General features: G+C 73.5%; 20 protein-coding genes. 13 read left to right on the forward strand and 7 right to left on the reverse strand.

The features are described from left to right. Positions 1-29 precede the first annotated feature (29 nt). Genes ACZ62B_RS19360 through ACZ62B_RS19385 form a run of 6 tightly spaced genes read right to left on the reverse strand, consistent with a single transcriptional unit; the run spans position 30 to position 5,933 of the window. On the reverse strand, positions 30-1,280 hold the full coding sequence (locus tag ACZ62B_RS19360) for a cytochrome P450 family protein (protein WP_469691291.1): 1,251 nt from the start codon (positions 1,278-1,280) through the stop codon (positions 30-32). Then, on the reverse strand, positions 1,277-2,512 hold the full coding sequence (locus ACZ62B_RS19365; protein ID WP_344555307.1) for a cytochrome P450: 1,236 nt from the start codon (positions 2,510-2,512) through the stop codon (positions 1,277-1,279). The genes ACZ62B_RS19360 and ACZ62B_RS19365 overlap by 4 nt, the downstream gene beginning before the upstream one ends. Further along, complete coding sequence (locus ACZ62B_RS19370) at positions 2,509-3,126, reverse strand: GTP-binding protein (protein ID WP_344555305.1); 618 nt, start codon at positions 3,124-3,126, stop codon at positions 2,509-2,511. Before ACZ62B_RS19370 ends, ACZ62B_RS19365 begins: the two co-directional genes overlap by 4 nt. Continuing rightward, positions 3,107-3,454 carry a DUF742 domain-containing protein gene (locus ACZ62B_RS19375; RefSeq protein WP_030835307.1) on the reverse strand — a complete coding sequence of 116 codons (348 nt, stop codon included), beginning with the start codon at positions 3,452-3,454 and terminating at the stop codon, positions 3,107-3,109. Before ACZ62B_RS19375 ends, ACZ62B_RS19370 begins: the two co-directional genes overlap by 20 nt. Continuing rightward, complete coding sequence (locus ACZ62B_RS19380; RefSeq protein WP_004986664.1) at positions 3,451-3,858, reverse strand: roadblock/LC7 domain-containing protein; 408 nt, start codon at positions 3,856-3,858, stop codon at positions 3,451-3,453. The genes ACZ62B_RS19375 and ACZ62B_RS19380 overlap by 4 nt, the downstream gene beginning before the upstream one ends. Further along, positions 3,855-5,933, reverse strand: a complete 2,079-nt coding sequence (locus ACZ62B_RS19385) for a sensor histidine kinase (protein WP_469691294.1) — start codon at positions 5,931-5,933, stop codon at positions 3,855-3,857. The genes ACZ62B_RS19380 and ACZ62B_RS19385 overlap by 4 nt, the downstream gene beginning before the upstream one ends. Positions 5,934-6,233: 300 nt before the next feature. Between ACZ62B_RS19385 and ACZ62B_RS19390 the strand changes: the two genes are divergently transcribed. Beyond that, positions 6,234-9,098, forward strand: a complete 2,865-nt coding sequence (locus ACZ62B_RS19390; RefSeq protein ID WP_469691296.1) for an FAD-binding and (Fe-S)-binding domain-containing protein — start codon at positions 6,234-6,236, stop codon at positions 9,096-9,098. 288 nt (positions 9,099-9,386) lie between these two features. Here the strand turns inward: ACZ62B_RS19390 and ACZ62B_RS19395 are convergent, their stop codons facing one another. After that, entirely contained in the window at positions 9,387-9,839 is a 453-nt protein-coding gene (locus tag ACZ62B_RS19395; protein WP_344555298.1) for an NUDIX hydrolase, read from the reverse strand. A 337-nt stretch (positions 9,840-10,176) separates the two neighbouring features. Here ACZ62B_RS19395 and ACZ62B_RS19400 point away from each other — a divergent pair, with 337 nt between their 5' ends. From ACZ62B_RS19400 to ACZ62B_RS19455, 12 genes are all read left to right on the forward strand, one after another. Further along, positions 10,177-11,133, forward strand: coding sequence for an EamA family transporter (locus ACZ62B_RS19400; RefSeq protein ID WP_344555296.1), 957 nt, complete (start codon positions 10,177-10,179; stop codon positions 11,131-11,133). A 112-nt stretch (positions 11,134-11,245) separates the two neighbouring features. Further along, positions 11,246-11,608, forward strand: coding sequence for a DUF6247 family protein (locus ACZ62B_RS19405; RefSeq protein ID WP_073934452.1), 363 nt, complete (start codon positions 11,246-11,248; stop codon positions 11,606-11,608). Continuing rightward, complete coding sequence (locus ACZ62B_RS19410) at positions 11,605-11,865, forward strand: hypothetical protein (protein WP_469691299.1); 261 nt, start codon at positions 11,605-11,607, stop codon at positions 11,863-11,865. The genes ACZ62B_RS19405 and ACZ62B_RS19410 overlap by 4 nt, the downstream gene beginning before the upstream one ends. Before the next feature lie 140 nt (positions 11,866-12,005). After that, complete coding sequence (locus ACZ62B_RS19415; protein WP_468890695.1) at positions 12,006-12,800, forward strand: TIGR03084 family metal-binding protein; 795 nt, start codon at positions 12,006-12,008, stop codon at positions 12,798-12,800. Further along, complete coding sequence (locus tag ACZ62B_RS19420; protein ID WP_469691303.1) at positions 12,797-14,482, forward strand: acyclic terpene utilization AtuA family protein; 1,686 nt, start codon at positions 12,797-12,799, stop codon at positions 14,480-14,482. The genes ACZ62B_RS19415 and ACZ62B_RS19420 overlap by 4 nt, the downstream gene beginning before the upstream one ends. Then, positions 14,479-16,077 carry an acyl-CoA carboxylase subunit beta gene (locus tag ACZ62B_RS19425; RefSeq protein WP_344555288.1) on the forward strand — a complete coding sequence of 533 codons (1,599 nt, stop codon included), beginning with the start codon at positions 14,479-14,481 and terminating at the stop codon, positions 16,075-16,077. The genes ACZ62B_RS19420 and ACZ62B_RS19425 overlap by 4 nt, the downstream gene beginning before the upstream one ends. A gap of 7 nt (positions 16,078-16,084) precedes the next feature. Continuing rightward, positions 16,085-17,929: an acetyl/propionyl/methylcrotonyl-CoA carboxylase subunit alpha gene (locus ACZ62B_RS19430; RefSeq protein WP_468719236.1), complete on the forward strand. Its 1,845-nt coding sequence runs from the start codon at positions 16,085-16,087 to the stop codon at positions 17,927-17,929. Positions 17,930-17,983: 54 nt separating this feature from the next. Beyond that, complete coding sequence (locus ACZ62B_RS19435; RefSeq protein WP_469691309.1) at positions 17,984-19,123, forward strand: acyl-CoA dehydrogenase family protein; 1,140 nt, start codon at positions 17,984-17,986, stop codon at positions 19,121-19,123. Positions 19,124-19,157: 34 nt separating this feature from the next. Then, positions 19,158-20,738, forward strand: coding sequence for a 4-coumarate--CoA ligase family protein (locus ACZ62B_RS19440; protein WP_468890672.1), 1,581 nt, complete (start codon positions 19,158-19,160; stop codon positions 20,736-20,738). Further along, positions 20,735-21,469: an enoyl-CoA hydratase family protein gene (locus ACZ62B_RS19445; RefSeq protein WP_344555280.1), complete on the forward strand. Its 735-nt coding sequence runs from the start codon at positions 20,735-20,737 to the stop codon at positions 21,467-21,469. The genes ACZ62B_RS19440 and ACZ62B_RS19445 overlap by 4 nt, the downstream gene beginning before the upstream one ends. Next, a complete protein-coding gene (locus ACZ62B_RS19450) occupies positions 21,457-22,071 on the forward strand; it encodes a TetR/AcrR family transcriptional regulator (protein ID WP_344555279.1) in 615 nt (204 codons plus the stop codon). The genes ACZ62B_RS19445 and ACZ62B_RS19450 overlap by 13 nt, the downstream gene beginning before the upstream one ends. 34 nt (positions 22,072-22,105) lie before the next feature. Further along, complete coding sequence (locus ACZ62B_RS19455) at positions 22,106-22,687, forward strand: hypothetical protein (protein WP_469691314.1); 582 nt, start codon at positions 22,106-22,108, stop codon at positions 22,685-22,687. The last annotated feature ends 13 nt before the right edge of the window (positions 22,688-22,700 follow it).

Consider the following 22,700-nt stretch of genomic DNA (forward strand, 5'->3'; position numbering starts at 1 on the left):
GGGGGAGGTCCGGCCGCCACCCGCGCCGGTCACCCGCCGAGCTTCACCGGAAGCTCGAACAGGTCGTTCTGGGTGACCACCGGCTTGTTGCGCAGCTCGCTCGCCGGGACCGCCAGGTCCAGCTTCGGGAAGCGGGCGTACAGGGCCGGAAGCGCCACGCCCGCCTCCAGGCGGGACAGGGCCGCGCCGGGGCAGACGTGCGGGCCGTGGCCGAAGGAGATGTGCCGGTTGGTGATCTCGCGGGTGATGTCGAAGTCGCCGGCCGTCGGGCCGTGCGCCTGCTCGTCGCGGCCGATCGCGGCGTACGACACGATCAGCGCGTCACCCGCCGGGAGGACCTTGTCGCCCACCGGTATGTCCTCGGTCGCGAACCGGATCAGCACGTGGGACGTCGGCGTGGCGTACCGCAGCGTCTCCTCGACCACCGCCGACCAGTCCGCCTCGCCGGACAGCACCAGTTCCCGCTGCTCGGGGTGGAGTGACAGGTTGGCCACCGCGTTGACGATGAGGGAGATCGTCGTCTCGTGGCCGGCCGCCACCATGAGCTGGAGCGTGGCGACGATCTCCTCGTCGGTGAGGCTGTCGCCGTCCTCCGACGCCTGGATGAGCGCGGAGGTCAGGTCGTCGCCCGGGTTCTCACGCTTGTGCGCCACCGTCTCGGCCATGATCCCGGCCAGCTCGGTCAGCGTCGCGACGACCTCCTCGGGCGGGGTCTGCGTGGAGAAGAACTTCTCGAAGAGTTCCTTCAGGCGCGGCAGCCGCTCCTCCGCGAGACCCATCAGGTCGGCGATGACGTACATCGGCAGCGGGTAGGCGAACGTCGCCTTCAGGTCCACCGTGTCGCCGGGCTGCGCGGCCACCTGGTCCAGCAGACCCTCGGTCAGCTCCGTGATCCGCTCCCGCATCCGCTCCACCCGGCGCGGGGTCAGCGCCTGCGCGACCAGGGTGCGCAGCCGGCGGTGGTCGGAGCCGTCCACGGTGAGCATGGAGCGGGGCGGGTTGGCCAGCCCGATCAGCGGCCAGTCGGGGGCGATCTCGCCGCGCTGCCAGGCGGTCCAGACGTTGATGTCCTTCACCACGCGCGGGTCGGTGAGCAGCTTCTTCGCCTCGGCGTGGTGGGTGACCGCCCACACCGGCACGCCACCCGGCAGCGTCACGGCGGCCAGCGGCCCGGCGGCCCGCAGCGCCGCGCTCTCCCCGTCCAGGTCGGAGACGAAGGGGTCGAGGGGGATACGGGTCTGTCCGGTGTCGGTCGTCATGGTGTCCGTACCAGCCGTCATGCGAGCGAGCCTCCAAGGGCGGGAGTGGGTGTGAACGTGACCGGGAGTTCGGACAGTCCGCGCAGCCACGGCGACGGGCGGCGGGTCAGCTTCGCGGCCGGCACCGCGAGGTCGATGTCCGGCAGCCGGTCCAGTACGACCTCGATGCCGGTCCGGGCGATCACCTCGGCGATCTCCTGCGCCGGGAACGGGCAGCGGTGCTCCCCGTGGCCGAAGGAGAAGTGCGCGCTGTTGCCGCCGGTCAGCGCCGAGCCGTCGGTACGCACCTGGGGGTCGGAGTTGGCGCCCTGCAGGCCGAGCAGCAGCATGTCGCCGGCGCGGACGCGGCGACCGCCGAGCTGGGTGTCGCGGGACGCCCAGCGGGCGGCCACGTTCTGGGTCGGCGTGTCCTCCCACAGCACCTCGTTCATCGCCTCGGCGATGCTGTTGCGGCCCCCGAAGAGGGAGGCGGCGAACCGGGCGTCGGTGAGCATCAGGTGCAGCGAGTTGCCGATCCAGTCGGCGGTCGGCTGGTGTCCGGCCGCCATCATCACCATCAGGTCCTGGCCGATCTCCTCCTCGGTGAAGCCCGAGGTGTCGGCGAGCATCCGGGACACGACGTCCTCGGCGGGCGTCTCCTTCCGGGAGGCCACCAGCTGCGTCATCGACGTGAACAGGTGGGTCTGGCCGGCGAGGGCCCGCTCCCGCCCGTCGATCATGTCGTTGAGGGCGGTGACCAGGGCCGGGCCCTCCTCGTCGGAGAAGCCGTAGAGCCGGGCCAGCACCCGCACCGGCAGCAGCATCGCGAACTCGCCGATCAGGTCGGCGGTGCCCTTGGGACAGATGCCGTCGATCAGCTCGTCCGCGAACTTCTCGGCGAACCCGCGCAGTTCGAACGGGTCGACCGCCTCCAGCGCGTTCCCCAGCATCCCGGCCCGCTCGCGGTGCCGCTCGCCGACGGTGTAGAGGATCGACGGCTGCTTGCGGCCGATCATCGGCAGCAGCGGCCAGTCGTCGGGGATGTTCTCCCACTGGTTCCACAGGTCGGAGTCGCGGCTGAACAGCACCGGGTCGCCGGTGATCTGGTGCAGCTCGCGGTAGCCGAGCACCAGCCACGCCGGCGCGTCCCCGTCCAGCACCACCGGGACGACGCTGCCGTGCTCGCGCCGCATCTCCCGGTACACGCGGGACGGGTCGTCCTGGAGCAGGGACCCCTGGAAACGGACGGCGTTGGGGACGGAGGCGGGACTCACACCAGCTCCTGACGGGGGGCTCGGGCCGGGTCGGCGTACAGGGCCTGGATGTGCTCCACCAGTGTGATCAGCACGATCTTGCTGGACTCCCGGGAGCGCGCGTCGCAGTTGACCAGCGGCACGTGCGGGTCGAGGTCGAGGGCCTCGCGGATCTGCTGGGGGGTGAAGGTGGCGCCGCCGAAGTCGTTGCACGCCACGATGAACGGCGTGCCGTGCTTCTCCAGCCGGTCGATGGCGTACCAGGAGTCGTCGATGCGCCGGGTGTCGACCAGGACGACCGCGCCGAGCGTGCCGGAGAACAGCCGGTCCCACAGGAACCAGAAGCGCTCCTGCCCGGGCGCCCCGAACAGGTACAGCACGTTGCGGGTGTCGAGGGTGATGCGGCCGAAGTCGAAGGCGACGGTGGTCGCGGTCTTGCCGCTCACCCCGCTGGTGTCGTCGACGGCCTCCCCGGCCTGGGTCATCGTCTCCTCGGTGTTGAGGGGACGGATCTCGCTGACCGAGCGGACCATCGTCGTCTTGCCGGCGCCGAAGCCGCCCACGACCACGATCTTCAGGCCGTTGTCGGCCGACGCGTCCAGCGGCGTACGCGTCTCAGAGGTTGCGGAGTCCAACGAGCACCTGCTCCAGGATGTCGGGGTCGGGTACGGCGGCCTTGCGGGGGTGACGGGCGCTGACCCGGCCCGCCGCCTGCAGGTCGGAGAGCAGGATCCGGGTGATGCTCACGGGCAGCTTCAGCTCGGCCGCGATCTCCACGACCGCCGTGGGGCGTTCGGTCAGCCGCAGGATCGCCGCGTGCTCGGACTGCATGCCGGGCACCGGATCGCACTCGGCGACGACCAGGGTCACCAGGTCGAAGGGGTTGTCGGGACCGGACCGGCTGCGCCCCCCGGTGAGGGTGTAGAGCCGGTCGGGGGAGTCGTCCCTGCCGGGCCTGCTCATGAGGTGCGGGGCCGGGCGGTCAGGTGCTCGCCGAGCTGCTCGACGAGTTCGCTCATGTTGTGCCCGACGAGCCCGGCGTCCGCGTCCTCGGTGGTGACGACGGCCAGGTGCGCGCCCTCGCCGGCCTCCACGATGAACAGCACACCGCCGTAGAACTCGGTCATCGCCGAGCGCACGCCGCCGCTGCCGTCGCCGAACTCGACGGACGCGCCGTGCGACAGCGACTGGATGCCGGCGGCGATCGCGGCGAGCTGGTCGGCCTGGTCGGCGGAGAGCTCCGGGGTGCGGCACAGTTTCAGGCCGTCACGGGAGAGCACGAGCGCGTGCCGTGCGCCCGGCGTTCGCTCCAGCAGGCCCTCTATCAGCCAGGTGAGCTTCTCGTCGGCGGTCGTCGTGCCGGTCATGAGGTGGGGTCGCCTTCCGGGGTCGCGGGGGTGGGTCGTGCTTCGGGGGTCTGGTCGGCGGTGGTGCCGGTGTCCGGGGCGGCCGCGTCGTCCGGGGTGGGCGGGCGGACGGCCTGGCGGAAGCTGCTGAAGCGGGCGGTGCGCGCCTTGGTCTCCTCGGCGGTCGGGGCGGGCCGGGGCGTGGTGTCACGGCCGCTCGGACGCGTGCGCTCCGCCTCGGCGAGGGTCCGGCCCCGGCGGCGGCGGGGCAGCACGAGGGGCGGGGCGTCGGCGGTCCGGTCCGGGGACTCGTGGGTCGGCACCGGGTCGGGGTCGAGGTCGGCGCCCGCGCGGGAGGCCGCGTAGGAGGGGGCGGGGCGGGTGCTCCCGGGGGGCGTCGGGCGGTCCGCCGGGGTGGTACCGGTGCCGGTGCCGGTGCCGGTGTCGCTTTCGCCCGCGCCGCCGTGGCTGGTCTCCGGTTCCGGCCGGTCGGGGGCGGCGCCCGCGCGGTGGTCGCGGCGCTGGGGGAGACCGCCGGACGCCTCGTCCGCCGGGGCCATCGGGGCCTTCAGGGCTTTCGGGGCCTCGGAGCCGAGTGCCTCGACGAGTGCGGCGGGGGTCGCGGGGACGGACGGAGCACCGGCCGGAGCGGTGGTGCGGGGCGCCGACGCGGTGCTGCCGCCGGTCGCCGCGGCTCCCGCCGCCGGGGCCGTGGGCGCGTCCGGCGGTACGAGGATGTCCTGCGGGACGAGCATCAGGACGCCCGTGCCGCCGCGGGCCGAGGGCCGGTAGGAGACCCGGAGCCCGTACCGCCGGGCCAGCCGGCCGACCACGCCGAGCCCGAGCCGGGTGCCGGTGAGGCCGCCGAGCCCGGCGGACTCGCCGGAGACCGCTCGCTCGGCGCGACGCAGCTGCGCCTCGCCCATGACGAGCCCGCTGTCCTCGACGGAGACGATGACCCCGGCCGGGACCTCCTCGACGTACACGTGGACCTCGGCGGTCGGCGGCGAGAAGTTCGCGGCGTTGTCGAGGAGTTCGGCGAGCGCGTGCATGACGCCCTCGGCGGCGTGCCCGGCGACCGCGGTGTCGCTGGCGGAGTGGACCCTGACCCGCTGGTAGCCGCTGATCCGGCCCATGGCGCCGCGCAGGATGGACTCCATGGCGATGGGCCGGGCCCAGCGGCGGCCGGAGCGGGCGCCGGTGAGGACGGCGACGGAGTCGGCGAGCCTGCCCGCCTGCGCGGTGCGGTGGTCGAGGTGGAGCAGGTCGGCGAGGACCTCCTCGTCGTGGTGCTTCTCCTCCATCGCGCGCAGGTCGGCGAGCATGCCGGTGGAGAGGGCCTGCATGCGTCCGGCCGCGTTGGCGGTCGCGGACAGCGCGGCGGCCCGGGCGCCGTCGGCCTCGCGCAGCCGGGTGGTCAGCCGCGCGATCTCCGCGGTGAGCCGGTCCCGGTCGGCCTCGAACCGGTCCCGCTCCTCGGACAGCCGGTCGCGCTCCTCCGCGTGGTCGCGGGCCGTCCGGGCGGTGTGGGCGCCGTGTTCCTCGGTGATGAGGCGCAGTTTCTCGGCGTGTTCCTCGGCGAGCCGCTTCAGCGCGGCGGCGTGGTCGTCCGTGAGCCGGGCCCGCTCGTCGGCGTGCTCCCGCGCCAGGCGGGCGGTGTCGGCGGCGTGCTGTTCGGTGAGGCGGTCGCGCTCCGCGGCCAGGGTCTCGGCGAGGTGGGTGCGCTCCTGGTCCAGCTCGGCCGACAACCGGGCGCGTTCACGGTTGAGTTCACCGGTCAGCCGCTCGTGCTGGCGGCGGGACTCCTCCGCCAGCCGGGCGCGTTCCTGGAGCAGCCGGCCGACGTCCTGGGTGACGGCGTCCAGCCGAGCCCGGGCGGCCCGTGCCGACAGGACGGTGTACGTGGCCACCGTGGCGGCCGCGCACAGGAGCACGGCGGCGATCGTCCCGACCACGGTGACGGAGCCGATCGCCTCGTCCGGGGCGAGGAAGAGGGCGGCGAGGACCCCGGTCGCGGTGACCGCCGCGGTGAGTACCGGGACGGGCAGCAGGCTGCGGGGGGTGGGGCGGTCGCCGGGGAGCAGGGGGGAGGTCATCAATCAGGGTCCTCGGTCGTTTCCTCGGTCAGTCCGCGGGCGTGCACCGTCGTGTCTGCGCGGCCCTCGGGCGGTTTCACGGGAATGCCGGACTCGGTTTTCGGGGTCGCTTTCGAACGAGGCCGACAACTGCGCGCAACTCGCGGTCACTATATGAGAGTTCGTGTTCGACTTGGGAAGATTCCGCTTCCGTTTTCGTCAATCACCCCATCCCGGGCGCATGTCGGGGTCTTCCGCGACGCGGTGGGACGCGGGGGCGCCGTCTCCTGCGCCCGGCCTCCGCGGAGGCATCCTGAGGGCATGACGGATCACCGGGAACTGCTGACCGGACTGCGGGCGGCCGTGCGTGGCGAGGTCGACTTCACCGCGACCGCACGGGCGCTGACCACGATGGACGCCTCCAACTACCGCCGGGTACCGCTCGGCGTGGTGGCCCCGCGGGACGCCGACGACGTGGCGGCGGCGCTGTCGGTGTGCCGGACGTACGGCGTTCCCGTGGTGCCGCGCGGCGGCGGCACGTCGATCGCGGGGCAGGCGACCGGCACCGGTGTGGTGCTCGACTTCACACGGCACATGAACCGTCTGCTCTCCCTCGACCCCGAGGCGCGCACGGCCGTCGTCCAGCCGGGCCTCGTCCTCGACCGCCTCCAGGAGGCCGCCGCGCCGCACGGACTGCGCTTCGGGCCGGACCCCTCCACCCACAGCCGCTGCACCCTCGGCGGCATGATCGGCAACAACTCCTGCGGCTCCCACTCGGTGGCCTGGGGCACGACGGCCGACAGCGTGCGCGAACTCGCGGTCGTCACCCCGCGCGGGGAACGTCTGCGCCCGGGACGGGGCTGGGCGGGCGCCCCGGCCGGGCTGCGGGACCTCGTGGACGGCGAACTGGCCCGCCTGCGCACGGCCTTCCCCGACCTCCCCCGCCGCATCTCCGGATACGCCGTGGACGCCCTGCTGCCCGAGAAGGGCGCGGACGTCGCCCGCTCCCTCTGCGGCTCGGAGGGCACGCTGGGCGTGCTCACGGAGGCGGTCGTGGACCTCGTACGGGCTCCCCGCGCGCGGGCGCTCGCCGTGCTGGCGTACGCGGACGAGAGCGGGGCCGCGGAGGCGGCGGCGGGGCTGCTGGAGCACGGCCCGCTGACCGTGGAGGGCATGGCGGCGGACCTCGTGCCGTCCACGGAGGACCTCCCGCGCGGGGGCGCCTGGCTGTTCGTGGAGACCGGCGGGGACACGGAGGCGGAGGCACGCGCGCGTGCGGAGACGATCGTCCGCGCGGCGGACGTCGTGGACGCCCTGGTGGTCACCGACCCGGCGCGGCAGCGCGCGCTGTGGCGCGTCCGAGAGGACGCGAGCGGTACGGCGACGAGGATGCCCGACGGTACGGAGGCCTGGCCCGGCTGGGAGGACTGCGCGGTGCCGCCCGCCCGGCTCGGCGCGTACCTGCGCGACTTCCGGTCCCTCATGGCGGACCACGGGCTGCGCGGCACCCCGTACGGGCACTTCGGGGACGGCTGCATCCACGTCCGTATCGACTTCGACCTGCTGACCGGGCCGGGCGTCGCCCGCTTCCGGCGCTTCTCGGAGGAGCTGGCCGACCTGGTCGTGGCGCACGGCGGCTCGCTCTCCGGCGAGCACGGCGACGGGCAGGCCCGCGCGGAGCTGCTGCCGCGCATGTACGGCGCTCGGACGGTCGCCCTCTTCGAACGCGTGAAGGCCGTCTGGGACCCGGACGACCTGCTCAACCCCGGCATGCTGGTCCGCCCCGCGCCGCTGGACGCCGGCCTCCGCTTCTCCGTCCTCCCGCGCGAACCGGTCGACGTCGCCTTCGGCTACCCCGCCGACGGCGGCGACTTCTCTGCGGCGGTACGGCGCTGCGTGGGCGTCGCCAAGTGCCGTACGGCGTCCGTGTCGGGGCCGGCGGTGATGTGCCCGTCGTTCCGCGCGACGGGCGAGGAACAGCACTCCACGCGGGGGCGCGCCCGCCTGCTGCACGAGATGCTCGCGGGCGAGCTGGTGACCGACGGCTGGCGCTCCACGGAGGTACGGGACGCGCTGGACCTGTGCCTGTCCTGCAAGGGCTGCCGCTCCGACTGTCCGGTCGAGGTCGACATGGCCACGTACAAGGCGGAGTTCCTGCACCACCACTACGCGGGCCGTCGCCGCCCGGCCGCGCACTACGCGATGGGGTGGCTGCCGGTGTGGCTGGGCTGGGTCGCGCGGACGCGGGCCGCGGGGGCGGTGAACGCCCTGGCCTCGGTGGGTCCGCTCGCGAGCGCGGCAAAGCGGCTGGGCGGGATCGCGGGGGAGCGGGAGATCCCCCGGGTGGCGGGGGAGACGTTCACGCGGTGGTGGCGGGGGCGGGGAGGGCCCTTCGGCGAGGGCGAGCTGGTGGTGCTCTGGCCGGACACGTTCACCGAGCACCTGTCGCCGTCGGTGGGCCGAGCGGCGGTACGCGTGCTGGAGGCGGCGGGTCTGCGGGTGGCGCTGCCGCCCACACTGCGGCCGGGGAGCCGCCCGGTGGGCGACGCCCGCAGCCGCTCGGCCCTGTCCCTGCTGACGGCCCGCAGGGGCCGGGTCTGCTGCGGCCTGACGTACATCTCCACGGGCCAGCTCGACCGCGCCCGCGCGGTGTTGCGCCGCACCCTCGACCTCCTGGAGCCGGTCCTGGCCACGGACGCCCCGCTGGTCGTCCTGGAACCGAGCTGCGCGGCGGCCCTGCGCACGGACGCCCCGGAACTCCTCCACGACGACCCCCGCGCGGCGCGGCTCGCCGCACGGGTGCTGACCTTCGCGGAAACCCTGGAGCGGCACGCCCCGGACTGGACCCCGCCCGTGCTGAACCGCCCGGTCACCGGCCAGACCCACTGCCACCAGCACGCGGTGCTGGGCGAGGCCCCCGACCGCCGACTCCGCGCGGCGGCCGGCCTCACCGGCGAACCGGCGGGCGGCTGCTGCGGCCTGGCGGGCAACTTCGGCTTCGAGAGGGGCCACTACGAGGTCTCGTCCGCCTGCGCCGAGGACCAGCTCCTCCCGTCGGTGCGCGAGGCCCCGGAGGACGCGGTGGTCCTGGCCGACGGCTTCTCCTGCCGGACGCAGTTGGAGCAGCTGGCGGGCGTACGGGGACGGCACCTGGCGGAGGTCCTGGCGGCCGCCCTGGAGAAATAGGCGAGCAGTCGCCGCCCCGGTGTCCTTGACGCGCTCAATTGAGCCGCCCCAGCCTCCGCCCCCGGCTCTCCGCCACCCGCAGCGCGTCGCCGACGGCACCTGCCCGCCGCGTACGCGCGTCCCCTCCGTCGTGCAGCTCACGGCGGAGTTCGGGATCGCCGACGCGACAGCACACAAGGTGCTCCGGGCGTTGCGTGAGGAAGGACCGACCTGCACGGAACCCGGCCTCGGGTCCTTCGTCGCCGAGCGGCCTGAGACGTAAATCCGCGTGTACGGGCTCGACGTCCGTCAGGGCGCCGTCTCGCCCCGTACCAGCGGCCCGCACACCGGCTGGGCGCCCTCCGGGAGGTCGTCCGGTGCGCACCAGCGGGCCTCCAGGATCTCGAAGGGGTCCAGGCGCAGTTCGCCGCCCAGCAGGCGGGCCTCGTAGGCCACTTCCACACGCGTACGGAAGCCACTGTTCAGCATCACCAGGCGACCCACCTCCACGTCGAGGTTCGTCTCCTCCTTGACCTCGCGCACCACCGTCGCCCGGAAGTCCTCGCCCTTGCGGGCGAAACCGCTCGGCAGGCCCCACTGGCGGCCCGGGGGCCACATCCGGTGCTTCAACATCAGGACCCGCCCCTCGTCGTCGCGCACGACGCCGGTCACGCCGACGACGAACTTGGCGTTCAGGAACCACATGACGCGGCTCTGGAAGGGGCGCAGGAGCCGCCAGAGACGGGCAAGGAGTCGTCGCACGGGACCTCGGGAGATGTGGTGGGGCGGGCATCGGCGTTCGCCATGGGGACGGTACCCGCCCCGGTGTTCGGCCGACCGGCCGCTCCTTTCCCCGGCGTCGGCCTCCGCGGCTCGACCCGACGCCCGGCTTCCCGCCCGTCCCGGTCCGTGAGGAGCGGGGTCCGCATGACGGAATCGAGTTGACCCGGGCGGGGAGGGGGACTCATCGTCAGGCACATAGATGCTTTACGGTCCTGTCCTGAAGGGTTGAAGGCCATTACTCTGGACTGGAGAGTTCAGTGTGATGCACTATGCCCGGCAGGAGTCCGCTCCCCGTACCGAGTCCCCAGGAAGCCCCGTGACCATCCCCAGCGCAGCCACGCCGTCCACCGCACCCGGTACGGGGCAGCCCGGCCATGTGTCCGCCCCGGCCGGCGCCCCGCGCGGACGGGGCTCCCTCGGGCCGGTCGGGCTGGTGCTCGCCGGTGGGATCTCCGTGCAGTTCGGCGGGGCGCTGGCCGTGACGCTGATGCCGCGGGCCGGTGCGCTCGGGGTCGTGACGCTGCGGCTGCTGGTGGCGGCGCTCGTGCTGATGGTGCTGTGCCGGCCGAAGCTGCGCGGGCACTCCCGCGCCGACTGGGGCACGGTGATCGTCTTCGGCGTCGCCATGGCGGCGATGAACGGCCTCTTCTACCAGTCCGTCGCCCGCATCCCGCTCGGCCCGGCGGTCACGTTGGAGGTCCTCGGCCCGCTCACGCTGTCCGTACTGGCCTCCCGGCGGGCGGTCAACCTCGTGTGGGCCGCCCTGGCCCTCGCCGGTGTGTTCCTCCTGGGCGGCGGTGGCTTCAGCAGTCTCGACCCGCTGGGTGTGGTCTTCGCACTGGGCGCCGGCGCCATGTGGGCGGCGTACATCGTTTTCAGCGCGCGTACGGGGCGCCGCTTCCCGCAGGCGGACGGTCTCGCCCTCGCGATGGCCGTGGCGGCGGTCCTCTTCCTGCCGCTGGGCCTCGTCGAGTCCGGAACGAAGCTCCTCGACCCGACGGTCCTCGGCCTGGGCGCGGCGGTCGCGGTGCTGTCCTCCGTCCTCCCGTACACCCTCGAACTCCTCGCCCTGCGCCGCCTGCCCGCCTCCACCTTCGCGATCCTGATGAGCCTGGAACCGGCCCTCGCCGCGGCCGCCGGCTTCCTCATCCTCGACCAGGCCCTCTCCGCCACGGAGGCCGCCGCCATCGCCCTGGTCATCGCGGCGAGCATGGGGGCGGTGCGGACGCAGGTGGGGCGGGGGAGGGCGAAGGGGGCGGGGGCCGTCTCCTGACGATCGCCGGGCGCGGCGAGGCGCGTCAGGGCTAGAGTCGCTCTCGTCTCTCGAAACAACCGGCCTCGTCGCGTGACCGGCACGTCCCCGGAGACACGAAGGGAACAGCGCCATGAGCGTGCAGCACAGTGAGACCGTCGGCGATCGTCCGCTGATCCCTCGCCCCGAGCGGACACCGGGCGCCCTGCGAGCCGCCTGCACGGTCGTCGCCCCTGGCCTTCTGGCGGCGTACGACCAGGCGAAGGACCAAGCGCTCGCGGAGGCCGTGGAGCACGGTTCGCTCAAGCCGGTACACGCTTACCTCAGCCATTGGGCCGCTCTGATCGAGATCGAGCGCCACCCGGCCATGGCCCAGGCCTACCACCGCGCCGAGTACCTCGCCCGGATCGCCACTACGGCGGACGAGGCACGCACACATCTGGCGACGGCGAGTTCCCTGTACCGCGACGCCGCCAAGGCGGTGCACGCGGAGTGACCTGGCGTTGGGGATACGTCCCCGACGAGGAGACCGTCGCGGACGGTGCTCCGCCGGAATTCCTCGGCGAGGTGAAGAAGGCGGCTGACGAACTGGTCAGAGCGGCGGAAGCGCTCTACCTTCACGGGCCCACGTACCAGGGAATGGACGAAGGGGCGAAGCACGCCTTCGTCTCCGGCGGATTCTTCGTCTACATGGTCACGCCACGTTCGGAGCTGGTCACCATCTGGCAGGTCACGCCCGATCCTCTCGCCTGACGGCTCGGCGGGAGGGAGTGGCCGGTATCCGGGCGGCCGGAAAATTCATGCAAGCATGCTTGCTTGTTTATGGTCCCGCTGCCATGCTCCACGCAACCGCGCCGCACACCGCCGTGTCCGTGTACCGAGGGGAGCGCCTCGTGGCCGATCCGACGCCCGTGATCGACGATCTGCGTGAGGAGAGCGAGGAGCTCGACCGGCTGGTGGCCGGACTCGACACCGAGCAGTGGGCGCTGCGGACGCCCGCCGCCGGCTGGACCCTGGCCCATCAGATCGCCCACCTCGCCTGGACCGACCGCTCCGCGCTGCTCGCCGTCACCGACCCGGACGGGTTCCGGGCGCTGGTGGAGAAGGCCCTCGCCGCACCGCGCACCTTCGTCGACGAGGGTGCCGAGGAGTACGCCCGGTCCGCGCCCGCCGAGCTGCTCGCGCGGTGGCGGGAGGGGCGTGCGGCGCTGGAGAAGGCGCTGCGGGAGGCTCCGGCCGGGGCGCGGTTCCCCTGGTACGGGCCGCCCATGTCGGCCGCCTCCATGGCCACCGCCCGTCTCATGGAGACCTGGGCCCATGGACAGGACGTGGCGGACACGATCGGTGTGACGCGGCCACCCGGCGACCGGCTCAGGCATGTGGCCTGGCTCGGGGTGCGGACCCGGGACTTCGCCTACGGGACGCACGGGCTCACCCCGCCGACCGACCCCTTCCGGGTCGAGCTCGTCGGACCGGGGGGTGAGGTGTGGGCGTACGGTCCCGAGGACGCGCCCCAGCGGGTCACCGGGCCCGCGCTCGACTTCTGCCTCCTCGTCACCCAGCGCGCCCACCGCGCGGACCTCGCCCTCACCGCCGACGGCCCCGACGCCGACCGCTGGCTGGACATCGCCCAGGCCTTCGCCGGGCCGCCCGGTGGTGGACGCCCGTCGAAGGAGGGCACCCGGTGACCCTGCGCGTCGGGAACTTCTCCGGCTTCTACGGCGACCGCTTCGACGCCCCGCGCGAGATGCTCACCGGCGGTGAGGTCGACGTCCTCACCGGCGACTACCTCGCCGAGCTGACCATGCTCATCCTCGCCCGCGACCGGCTGAAGGATCCCTCCGCCGGGTACGCGCGCACCTTCCTGCGGCAACTGGAGGACTGCCTCGGACTCGCCCATGAGCGGGGGGTGCGCATCGTCACCAACGCGGGTGGGCTGAACCCCGCCGGGCTCGCCGACGCCGTACGCGCCCTCGCCGGCCGGCTCGGCATCCCCGTACGGGTCGCCCACGTCGAGGGCGACGACCTCACCGCGCGGTACCCCGGCAGCCTCGCCGCCCACGCCTACCTCGGCGGGTTCGGGATCGCGGAGTGCCTCCGCGCGGGCGCCGACGTGGTCGTCACCGGGCGGGTCACCGACGCGGCCCTCGTCACCGGGCCCGCCGCCGCCCACTTCGGCTGGGCGCCGACGGAGTACGACCGGCTCGCGGGGGCCGTCGTCGCCGGGCACGTGCTGGAGTGCGGGGCGCAGGCTACCGGCGGGAACTACGCCTTCTTCGGCGAGCGCGACCCTCGTGATCTCCGGCGGCCCGGATTCCCGCTCGCCGAGATCCACGCCGACGGCGGCAGCGTCATCACCAAGCACCCCGGCACCGGCGGCTTCGTCGACGTCGGCACGGTGACCGCGCAGCTGCTCTACGAGACCGGCGGCGCCCGGTACGCCGGGCCGGACGTCACCGCGCGCCTCGACACCGTGCGGTTGCGGCAGGACGGGCCCGACCGGGTGCGCGTCGAAGGCGTCCGGGGAGAGGCCCCGCCGCCCACGCTCAAGGTCGGGCGCAACCGGATCGGGGGCTTCCGCAACGAGGTCGTGTTCGTGCTCACCGGGCTCGACATCGAGGCCAAGGCCGACCTCGTGAAGGAGCAGATGAGCGACGCGCTCGCCAAGTCGCCGCCCGCCGAGGTGCGCTGGGAGCTGGCCCGCACCGACCGGACCGACGCCGGCACCGAGGAGACCGCGAGCGCGCTGCTGCGTCTGGTCGTACGGGACCCCGCGCAGGAGGCGGTCGGGCGGGTGCTGAGCGGGGCCGCCGTCGAGCTGGCGCTGGCCAGCTACCCCGGATTCCATGTGATGGCGCCACCGGGCAAGGGCTCCCCCTATGGGGTCTTCGAGGATGTGTACGTCCCCCATGGCGACGTCGACCATGTGGCCGTCCTCCACGACGGACGCCGTGTCGCCGTGGACGCACCTCACGACACCGCCGTACTCGCCGATGCACCGGACCGCCCCGCGCTCCCCGAGCCGCTGCCCACGGGACCCACGACAAGGGCTCCCCTCGGCCTCGTCGCCGGCGCCCGCAGCGGCGACAAGGGCGGGAACGCCAACGTCGGCGTCTGGGTCCGCTCCGACGACGCCTGGCGGTGGCTCGCGCACGAGCTGACCGTCGAGCGGCTGCGGGAACTGATCCCCGAGGCCCGCGACCTGCCCGTCACCCGGCACGTCCTGCCCCACCTGCGCGCCCTGAACTTCCTCGTCGAGGGGATCCTCGGCGAGGGCGTCGCCGCGCAGGCCCGTTTCGATCCGCAGGCCAAGGCGCTCGGCGAATGGCTGCGCTCCCGGCACCTCGACATCCCGGAGGCCCTGCTTTGACGGTCCTCGAATCCGCCCTGAACACGGCCGACCCGGAGTACCGCGCGCACCGCGACGCCATGCTCGCCAAGCTGGCCGAACTCGACGCCGAGCACGCCAAGGCCCTCGCGGGCGGCGGCGAGAAGTACGTCGAACGGCACCGCACGCGCGGCAAGCTGCTCGCCCGTGAGCGCATCGAGCTGCTCCTCGACCCCGACACGCCCTTCCTGGAACTCTCCCCGCTGGCCGCGTGGGGGAGCGACCACACCGTCGGCGCCTCGCTCGTCACCGGCATCGGGGTCGTCGAGGGCGTGGAGTGCCTGATCACCGCCAACGACCCGACCGTGCGCGGCGGCGCGAGCAATCCGTGGTCGCTGAAGAAGGCCCTGCGCGCCAACGACATCGCGCTCGCCAACCGGCTGCCCGTGATCAGCCTCGTCGAGTCCGGCGGCGCCGACCTGCCCTCCCAGAAGGAGATCTTCATCCCCGGCGGCGCGATCTTCCGGGACCTCACCCGGCTCTCGGCCGCCGGAATCCCCACCGTCGCCGTCGTCTTCGGCAACTCCACCGCCGGAGGGGCGTACGTCCCCGGCATGTCCGACCACGTGATCATGGTCAAGGAACGGGCGAAGGTGTTCCTCGGCGGCCCGCCGCTGGTGAAGATGGCCACCGGGGAGGAGAGCGACGACGAGTCCCTGGGCGGCGCCGAGATGCACGCGCGCGTGTCGGGCCTCGCCGACCACTTCGCCGTCGACGAACCGGACGCGCTCCGCCAGGCCCGCCGGGTCGTCGCCCGCCTCAACCACCGCAAGGCCCACGACGACCCGGGACCGGCCGCACCGCCCGAGTACGACGAGGACGAACTCCTCGGCATCGTCCCGGGCGACCTCAAGATCCCCTTCGACCCGCGCGAGGTCATCGCGCGGATCGTCGACTCCTCCGACTTCGACGAGTTCAAACCCCTCTACGGCACCAGCCTCACCACCGGCTGGGCGGCTCTCCACGGTTATCCCGTCGGCATCCTCGCCAACGCCCAGGGGGTCCTCTTCAGCGAGGAGTCCCAGAAGGCCGCCCAGTTCATCCAGCTCGCCAACCAGCGCGACATCCCGCTGATCTTCCTGCACAACACCACCGGCTACATGGTCGGCAAGGAGTACGAGCAGGGCGGCATCATCAAGCACGGCGCGATGATGATCAACGCGGTCTCCAACTCCCGCGTCCCCCACCTGTCCGTCCTCATGGGCGCCTCCTACGGCGCCGGCCACTACGGCATGTGCGGCCGCGCCTACGACCCCCGCTTCCTCTTCGCCTGGCCCAGCGCCAAGTCCGCCGTCATGGGCCCGCAGCAGCTCGCCGGCGTGCTGTCGATCGTCGCGCGGCAGTCGGCGGCGGCGAAGGGACGGCCGTACGACGACGAGGCGGACGCGGCGCTGCGCGCCATGGTGGAGCAGCAGATCGAGTCCGAGTCGCTGCCGATGTTCCTGTCCGGGCGGCTCTACGACGACGGCGTCATCGACCCGCGCGACACCCGCACCGTCCTCGGCCTGTGCCTGTCGGCCGTCCACACCGCGCCCTACGAGGGCGCGCGCGGCGGCTTCGGCGTCTTCCGGATGTGAGGGACCGATGATCACTTCCCTGCTGATCGCGAACCGGGGCGAGATCGCCTGCCGTATCGCCCGCACCTGCAGTGAGTTGGGGATCCGAACCGTCGCCGTGCACTCGGACGCCGACGCGAACGCCCGCCACGCGCGCGTGGCGGACACCGCCGTACGGCTGCCGGGGTCGGCGCCCGCCGACACCTACCTGCGCGGCGACCTGATCGTGAAGGCCGCCCTCGCGGCCGGCGCGGACGCCGTGCACCCCGGCTACGGCTTCCTCTCCGAGAACGCCGACTTCGCGCGAGCCGTCCGGGACGCGGGCCTGGTGTGGATCGGGCCGCCCCCGGAGGCGATCGAGGCCATGGCGTCCAAGACGCGCGCCAAGGAGCTGATGGGCGTCGAGCCCCTGCGGGACGTCACCGAGTCCGACCTGCCGGTGCTGGTGAAGGCGGCGGCGGGCGGCGGCGGACGCGGGATGCGCGTCGTACGGCGCCTCGCGGACCTGGACGGCGAACGGGACGCCGCCCGCGCGGAGGCCGCGAGCGCCTTCGGCGACGGCGAGGTGTTCGTCGAGCCGTACGTGGAGGGCGGCCGGCACGTCGAGGTGCAGGTGCTCGCCGACACGCACGGCACCGTGTGGGCGCTGGGCACCCGCGACTGCTCCCTCCAGCGCCGCCACCAGAAGGTGATCGAGGAGGCTCCGGCGCCCGGCCTCACCGGCCCGCTCACCGAGGAACTCCACGTCCTCGCCGTACGCGCCGCGCGTGCCGTCGCCTACGTCGGCGCCGGGACCGTCGAGTTCCTCGTCGCCGACGGCCGGGCGCACTTCCTGGAGATGAACACCCGCCTCCAGGTGGAGCACCCGGTGACGGAAGCCGTGTTCGGCGTGGACCTCGTCGCCGAGCAGATCCGCGTCGCCGAGGGCCACGCGCTGGGCGACGGGCCGCCCCTCCCGCGCGGACACGCCGTCGAAGCCCGCCTCTACGCCGAGGACCCGTCCCAGGAGTGGGCACCGCAGACCGGCCGCCTGCACCGCCTCGCCGTCCCCGGCGCCGTACGCCTGGACACCGGCTACACGGACGGCGACGACATCGGCGTCCACTACGACCCCCTGCTCGCCAAGGTCGTCGCCCACGCGCCCACCCGCGCGGAGGCGATCCGCAAGCTGGCCTCCGCCCTGGACCGCGCGGTGATCCACGGCCCCGTCACCAACCGGGACCTCCTCGTCCGCTCCCTGCGGCACGAGGAGTTCACCGACGGGCGCATGGACACCGGGTTCTACGACCGGCACCTGCCCGCACTGACCACCCCCGCCCCCGACCCGTACGCCCCGCTCGCCGCCGCCCTCGCCGACGCCCACGGCCGCTCCCGCTTCGGCGGCTGGCGCAACGTCGCCTCGCAGCCGCAGGTCAAGCGGTACGCGATGGCCGGCGAGGAACACGAGGTCCGCTACCGGCACACGCGCGACGGCCTCGCGGCCGACGGCGTGCAGATCGTCCACGCCGACGCGGGGCTCGTGATCCTGGACGTGGACGGCGTACGCCGCCGCTACGAGGTCAGCCGCTACGGCGACCGCGTCCACGTCGGCACCACCGCCCTCACCGCCCTGCCCCGCTTCCCCGCCCCCGCCACCCAGCACGCCCCCGGCTCCCTCCTGGCCCCCATGCCCGGCACGGTCGTCCGCATCGCGGAGAACCTGACCGAGGGAGCACCGGTGGAGGCCGGACAGCCCCTGCTGTGGCTGGAGGCGATGAAGATGCAACACAAGATCACCGCCCCGGTCACGGGAACCCTCGGCACCCTCCGTGTGACACCGGGACAGCAAGTGGAGGTCGGCACCCTTCTGGCGGTCGTGGAAGCAACCCCTTAGGGGCGCGGGGAACTGCGCGACCAGCCACACACAACCCGCAGTCGAAGGAGCCACATGACCACCCTCATCGAATCCGAAGAGCACAAGGCCCTCCGCGAAGCGGTCGCCGCGTTCGCGAACAACCACCCCCGAACCCCCGGCACCGACAACCGCCTCTTCTGGCAGGAAGCCGCCAAGCTCGGCTACATAGGCGTCAACCTGCCGGAGGCGTACGGCGGCGGAGGCGGCGGCATCGCAGAACTCTCCCTCGTCCTCGAAGAGATGGGCGCCGCCGGCAACCCCCTGCTGATGATGATCGTCTCCCCGGCGATCTGCGGCACCGTCATCTCCCGCTTCGGCACCGAGGCCCAGAAACGGGAGTGGCTGCCCGCCCTGGCCGACGGCAGCCGCCTGATGGCCTTCGGCATCACCGAACCCGACGCCGGTTCCAACAGCCACCGCATCACCACGACGGCACGCCGCGACGGCGCCGACTGGCTCCTCACCGGCCGCAAGGTGTTCGTCTCCGGGGTCGACATCGCCGACGCCACCCTCGTCGTGGGCCGCACCGAGGACGCCCGCACCGGGAAGCTCAAACCCTGCCTGTTCATCGTCCCGCGCGACGCCGAGGGCTTCCAGCGGCGCCCCATCGACATGGAACTCAACGCCGTCGAGAAGCAGTTCGAGCTGGTCCTCGACGACGTACGGCTGCCCGCCGACGCGCTCGTCGGCGACGAGGACGCCGGTCTGCTCCAGCTCTTCGCCGGCCTCAACCCCGAACGCGTCATGACGGCCGCCTTCGCGATCGGCATGGGCCGCCACGCACTCGCCCGCGCCGTCGAGTACGCGCGTGAACGCACCGTCTGGAACGCCCCCATCGGCTCCCACCAGGCGATCGCCCACCCCCTCGCCCAGGCGCACATCGACCTCGAACTGGCCCGCCTGATGACGCAGAAGGCCGCCCACCTCTACGACGCCGGTGACGACACGGGCGCGGGCGAGGCCGCCAACATGGCCAAGTACGCGGCGGCCGAGGCCTGTGTGAAGGCCGTCGACCAGGCCGTGCACACCCTCGGCGGGAACGGCCTCACCCGCGAGTACGGGCTCGCCTCGCTGATCACCGCCGCGCGCGTGTCCCGTATCGCCCCGGTGAGCCGGGAGATGATCCTCAACTACGTCTCCCACCAGACCCTGGGCCTTCCCAAGTCGTACTAGGCCCTCATGGCCCCTCGGCCGTCCTGGAGGAACCATGTTCCGAAGCGAGTACGCAGACGTCTCCCCCGTAGAACTCCCCATCCACGACGCGGTGCTCGCGCGGGCCGCCGAGTTCGGCGGCGCCCCGGCACTGATCGACGGCACCGACGGCACCACCCTCACCTATGAGCAGGTGGACCGGTTCCACCGGCGGGTCGCCGCCGCCCTCGCCGAGGCGGGCGTGCGCAAGGGGGACGTGCTCGCCCTGCACAGCCCCAACACGATCGCCTTCCCCACCGCGTTCTACGCGGCCACCCGCGCGGGCGCCTCCGTCACCACCGTGCACCCGCTCGCGACCGCCGAGGAGTTCGGCAAGCAGCTGGGGGACTGCGCGGCCCGCTGGATCGTCACCGTCTCACCGCTGCTGGAGACCGCGCGGAGGGCCGCCGAACTGGCCGGCGGGATCGAGGAGATCTTCGTCTGCGACAGCGCGCCCGGACACCGCTCCCTGATCGACATGCTGGCCTCCACCGCGCCCGAGCCGGTGGTCGGCATCGACCCGGCCGAGGACGTCGCCGCGCTGCCGTACTCCTCCGGCACCACCGGTGTCCCCAAGGGCGTGATGCTCACCCACCGGCAGATCGCCACCAACCTCGCGCAGCTCCAGCCGCTGATCACGGCGGGCCCCGGCGACCGCGTCCTCGCCGTGCTCCCGTTCTTCCACATCTACGGCCTGACGGCCCTGATGAACGCCCCGCTCCGGCAGGGCGCCACCGTCGTCGTCCTGCCGCGCTTCGACCTGGAGACGTTCCTCGCGGCCGTCCAGAACCACCGCATCACCGGCCTGTACGTGGCCCCGCCGATCGTCCTGGCCCTCGCCAAGCACCCGCTGGTCGACCGGTACGACCTGTCGTCCCTGAAGTACGTCGTCAGCGCCGCCGCACCCCTGGACGCGAGCCTCGCCGCCGCCTGCTCGCGGCGGCTCGGGCTGCCGCCCGTCGGGCAGGCGTACGGCATGACGGAACTGTCGCCGGGCACCCACGTCGTCCCCCTGGACGCCATGAGCGACGCGCCTCCCGGCACCGTCGGCAAGCTCATCGCCGGCACCGAGATGCGGATCGTCTCCCTCGACGACCCCGGCAAGGACCTCGGCCCCGGCGAGTCCGGCGAGATCCTCATCCGCGGGCCGCAGATCATGAAGGGCTACCTCGGCCGCCCCGACGCCACCGCCGCGATGATCGACGAGGCCGGCTGGCTGCACACCGGCGACGTCGGCCACGTCGACGACGAGGGCTGGCTCTTCGTCGTGGACCGGGTGAAGGAACTGATCAAGTACAAGGGCTTCCAGGTCGCCCCCGCCGAACTGGAGGCGCTGCTCCTCACCCACCCCGGCATCGCGGACGCCGCCGTCATCGGCGTCTACGACGAGAACGGCAACGAGGTCCCGCACGCCCACGTCGTCCGCCAGCCGTCCGCCCCGGAGCTCTCCGCGGGCGAGGTCATGGTGTACGTCGCCGAGCGCGTCGCCCCGTACAAGCGCATCCGGCACGTCACCTTCATCGACGGCGTCCCGCGCGCCGCCTCCGGAAAGATCCTGCGCCGCGAGCTCCGCGCGGCGCACGAGGAGCCCTCGTGACCCTGATCGGCCGCACCCGCGCGCGGGGCGTCGAGACGCTCCGTCTCGACGCCCCGGAGCGCCGCAACGCCCTGTCCGCCGCCCTCGTCGGCGAACTGGCCGCCGCGCTCGCCGACGCCGGTGAGGACACCGGCGTCCGCGCGGTGGTCCTCACCCACACCGGCAACACCTTCAGCGCGGGCGCCGACCTGCGCGACCCGCCCGCGCCCGAAGCGCTGGTGGGCCTGTTGCGGCAGATCGTCGAACTGCCCAAACCGGTCCTCGCGCGGGTCACCGGGCACGTCCGCGCGGGCGGCCTCGGCCTGCTCGCCGCCTGTGACGTCGCCGTGGCCTCCCGCGCGGCGACGTTCGCCTTCACCGAGGTCCGCATCGGGGTCGCGCCCGCCGTGATCTCGCTGCCGCTGCTGCCCCGCACCGACCCGCGCGCCCTGACCCGCTACTACCTCACCGGCGAACGCCTCGACACCGCCGAGGCCGCCCGCATCGGCCTGCTCACCGCCGCAGGCGACGACGTGGACGAGGTCCTCGCGCCCATCCTCGACGGCCTGCGCAGATCCGCCCCCGAAGCCCTGGCCGAGACGAAACGGCTGCTCACGGCTAGGGTGCTGGAGACCTTCGACCGGGACGCGGCCGACCTGACCGCGCTCTCGGCGCGCCTCTTCGCCTCCGCCCACGCGCGCGAGGGAATGACGGCCTTCCTCGAACGACGGGATCCGGAATGGGTGGTGTGAGCACGGCCGACCGTGCGGAACGAGTCCCCAAGCAGGACCGCAGCCGGGCCACCCGGCAGCGGCTCCTGGAGGCCGCCGTGGCCTGCCTCGCCGAGCACGGCTGGGCGGGCTCCACGGTCTCCGTCGTCGCCGAACGCGCGGGCGTCTCCCGGGGGGCCGCCCAGCACCACTTCCCGACCCGCGAGGACCTCTTCACGGCCGCCGTCGAGTACGTCGCCGAGGAGCGCTCCACCGCCCTGCGCGCCCTCTTCCCGGAGGGCGCCGCGGCCGGCGACCGCCGCGCGGTGATCGCGGCGCTGGTCGACCTCTACACCGGCCCCGTCTTCCGCGCGGCGCTCCACCTCTGGGTCGCCGCCTCCAACGAGGAACAGCTGCGCCCGCGCGTGACCGAGCTGGAGCTGCGCGTCGGCCGCGAGTCCCACCGCATCGCCGTCGAACTCCTCGGCGCCGACGAGTCCCGCCCCGGCGTCCGCGAAACCGTCCAGGGCCTGCTGGACATGGCCCGGGGCCTGGGCCTCGCCACCCTCCTGACCGACGACGGGGCCCGCCGGGAACGGGTGGTGGCGCAGTGGGCGGTGCTGCTGGACGAGGCGCTGGGCTGAGGGCGTTGTCAGTGGCGGGGCCTACGGTTTCCGCATGGGTGATCACTTCCAGACGATCGTCGACCTCGACGCCGGTGCCGACGAGGCGGCGCGGCTCGCCGACCGCGCGGTCGCGTGGCTGGTGGCCGAGGGCATCGTCCTCGCCGAGCGCACCGGCTGTGTCCTCGGCGAGCCGCTCGGGCATCCGCCCGGTCCGAACTGGCACCGGGCCGTGGCGGAGGAGGACGCCGACCGGGAGCCGTCGGACGGACTGGCCGTGGAGGTGGGGCGCACGGTCTTCGACAGCGGCCAGGGCGAACCGGAGGCGGTGACCTGCCCGCGCTGCGCCGTCACCACGCCCCTGGTCACCGGCGGCTGGGAGCCGATCGACGAGATCTGGCAGCCCTTCGGCGACGCCATGGACGAGTGGCAGCGGACCGGATCGGCGGAGGTCGCCTGCCCGGCCTGCGCCGAGCCCGTCCCGCTCCCCGAGTGGCGCTGGGCCGACGACTGGTTCACCTTCGCCCACCTCGGCTTCAAGTTCTGGAACTGGCCCGAGTTCACACCGGAGTTCCAGTCCCGGTTCTCCCGCGCTCTCGGCGGCCACCGCACCAGGCTGGTGTGGGGCAAGCTGTGAGGCCCCGCCCGCC

It is taken from the genome of Streptomyces sp. NPDC053426 (assembly GCF_055585405.1).

Coding starts and splice junctions, on each gene's coding strand:
- ACZ62B_RS19360 (WP_469691291.1), bottom strand. CDS start 1,280: ATGACGGCTGGTACGGACACCATGACGACCGACACCGGACAGACCCGT.
- ACZ62B_RS19375 (WP_030835307.1), bottom strand. CDS start 3,454: ATGAGCAGGCCCGGCAGGGACGACTCCCCCGACCGGCTCTACACCCTC.
- ACZ62B_RS19380 (WP_004986664.1), bottom strand. CDS start 3,858: ATGACCGGCACGACGACCGCCGACGAGAAGCTCACCTGGCTGATAGAG.
- ACZ62B_RS19385 (WP_469691294.1), bottom strand. CDS start 5,933: ATGACCTCCCCCCTGCTCCCCGGCGACCGCCCCACCCCCCGCAGCCTG.
- ACZ62B_RS19390 (WP_469691296.1), top strand. CDS start 6,234: ATGACGGATCACCGGGAACTGCTGACCGGACTGCGGGCGGCCGTGCGT.
- ACZ62B_RS19405 (WP_073934452.1), top strand. CDS start 11,246: ATGAGCGTGCAGCACAGTGAGACCGTCGGCGATCGTCCGCTGATCCCT.
- ACZ62B_RS19430 (WP_468719236.1), top strand. CDS start 16,085: ATGATCACTTCCCTGCTGATCGCGAACCGGGGCGAGATCGCCTGCCGT.
- ACZ62B_RS19435 (WP_469691309.1), top strand. CDS start 17,984: ATGACCACCCTCATCGAATCCGAAGAGCACAAGGCCCTCCGCGAAGCG.
- ACZ62B_RS19440 (WP_468890672.1), top strand. CDS start 19,158: ATGTTCCGAAGCGAGTACGCAGACGTCTCCCCCGTAGAACTCCCCATC.
- ACZ62B_RS19450 (WP_344555279.1), top strand. CDS start 21,457: ATGGGTGGTGTGAGCACGGCCGACCGTGCGGAACGAGTCCCCAAGCAG.
- ACZ62B_RS19455 (WP_469691314.1), top strand. CDS start 22,106: ATGGGTGATCACTTCCAGACGATCGTCGACCTCGACGCCGGTGCCGAC.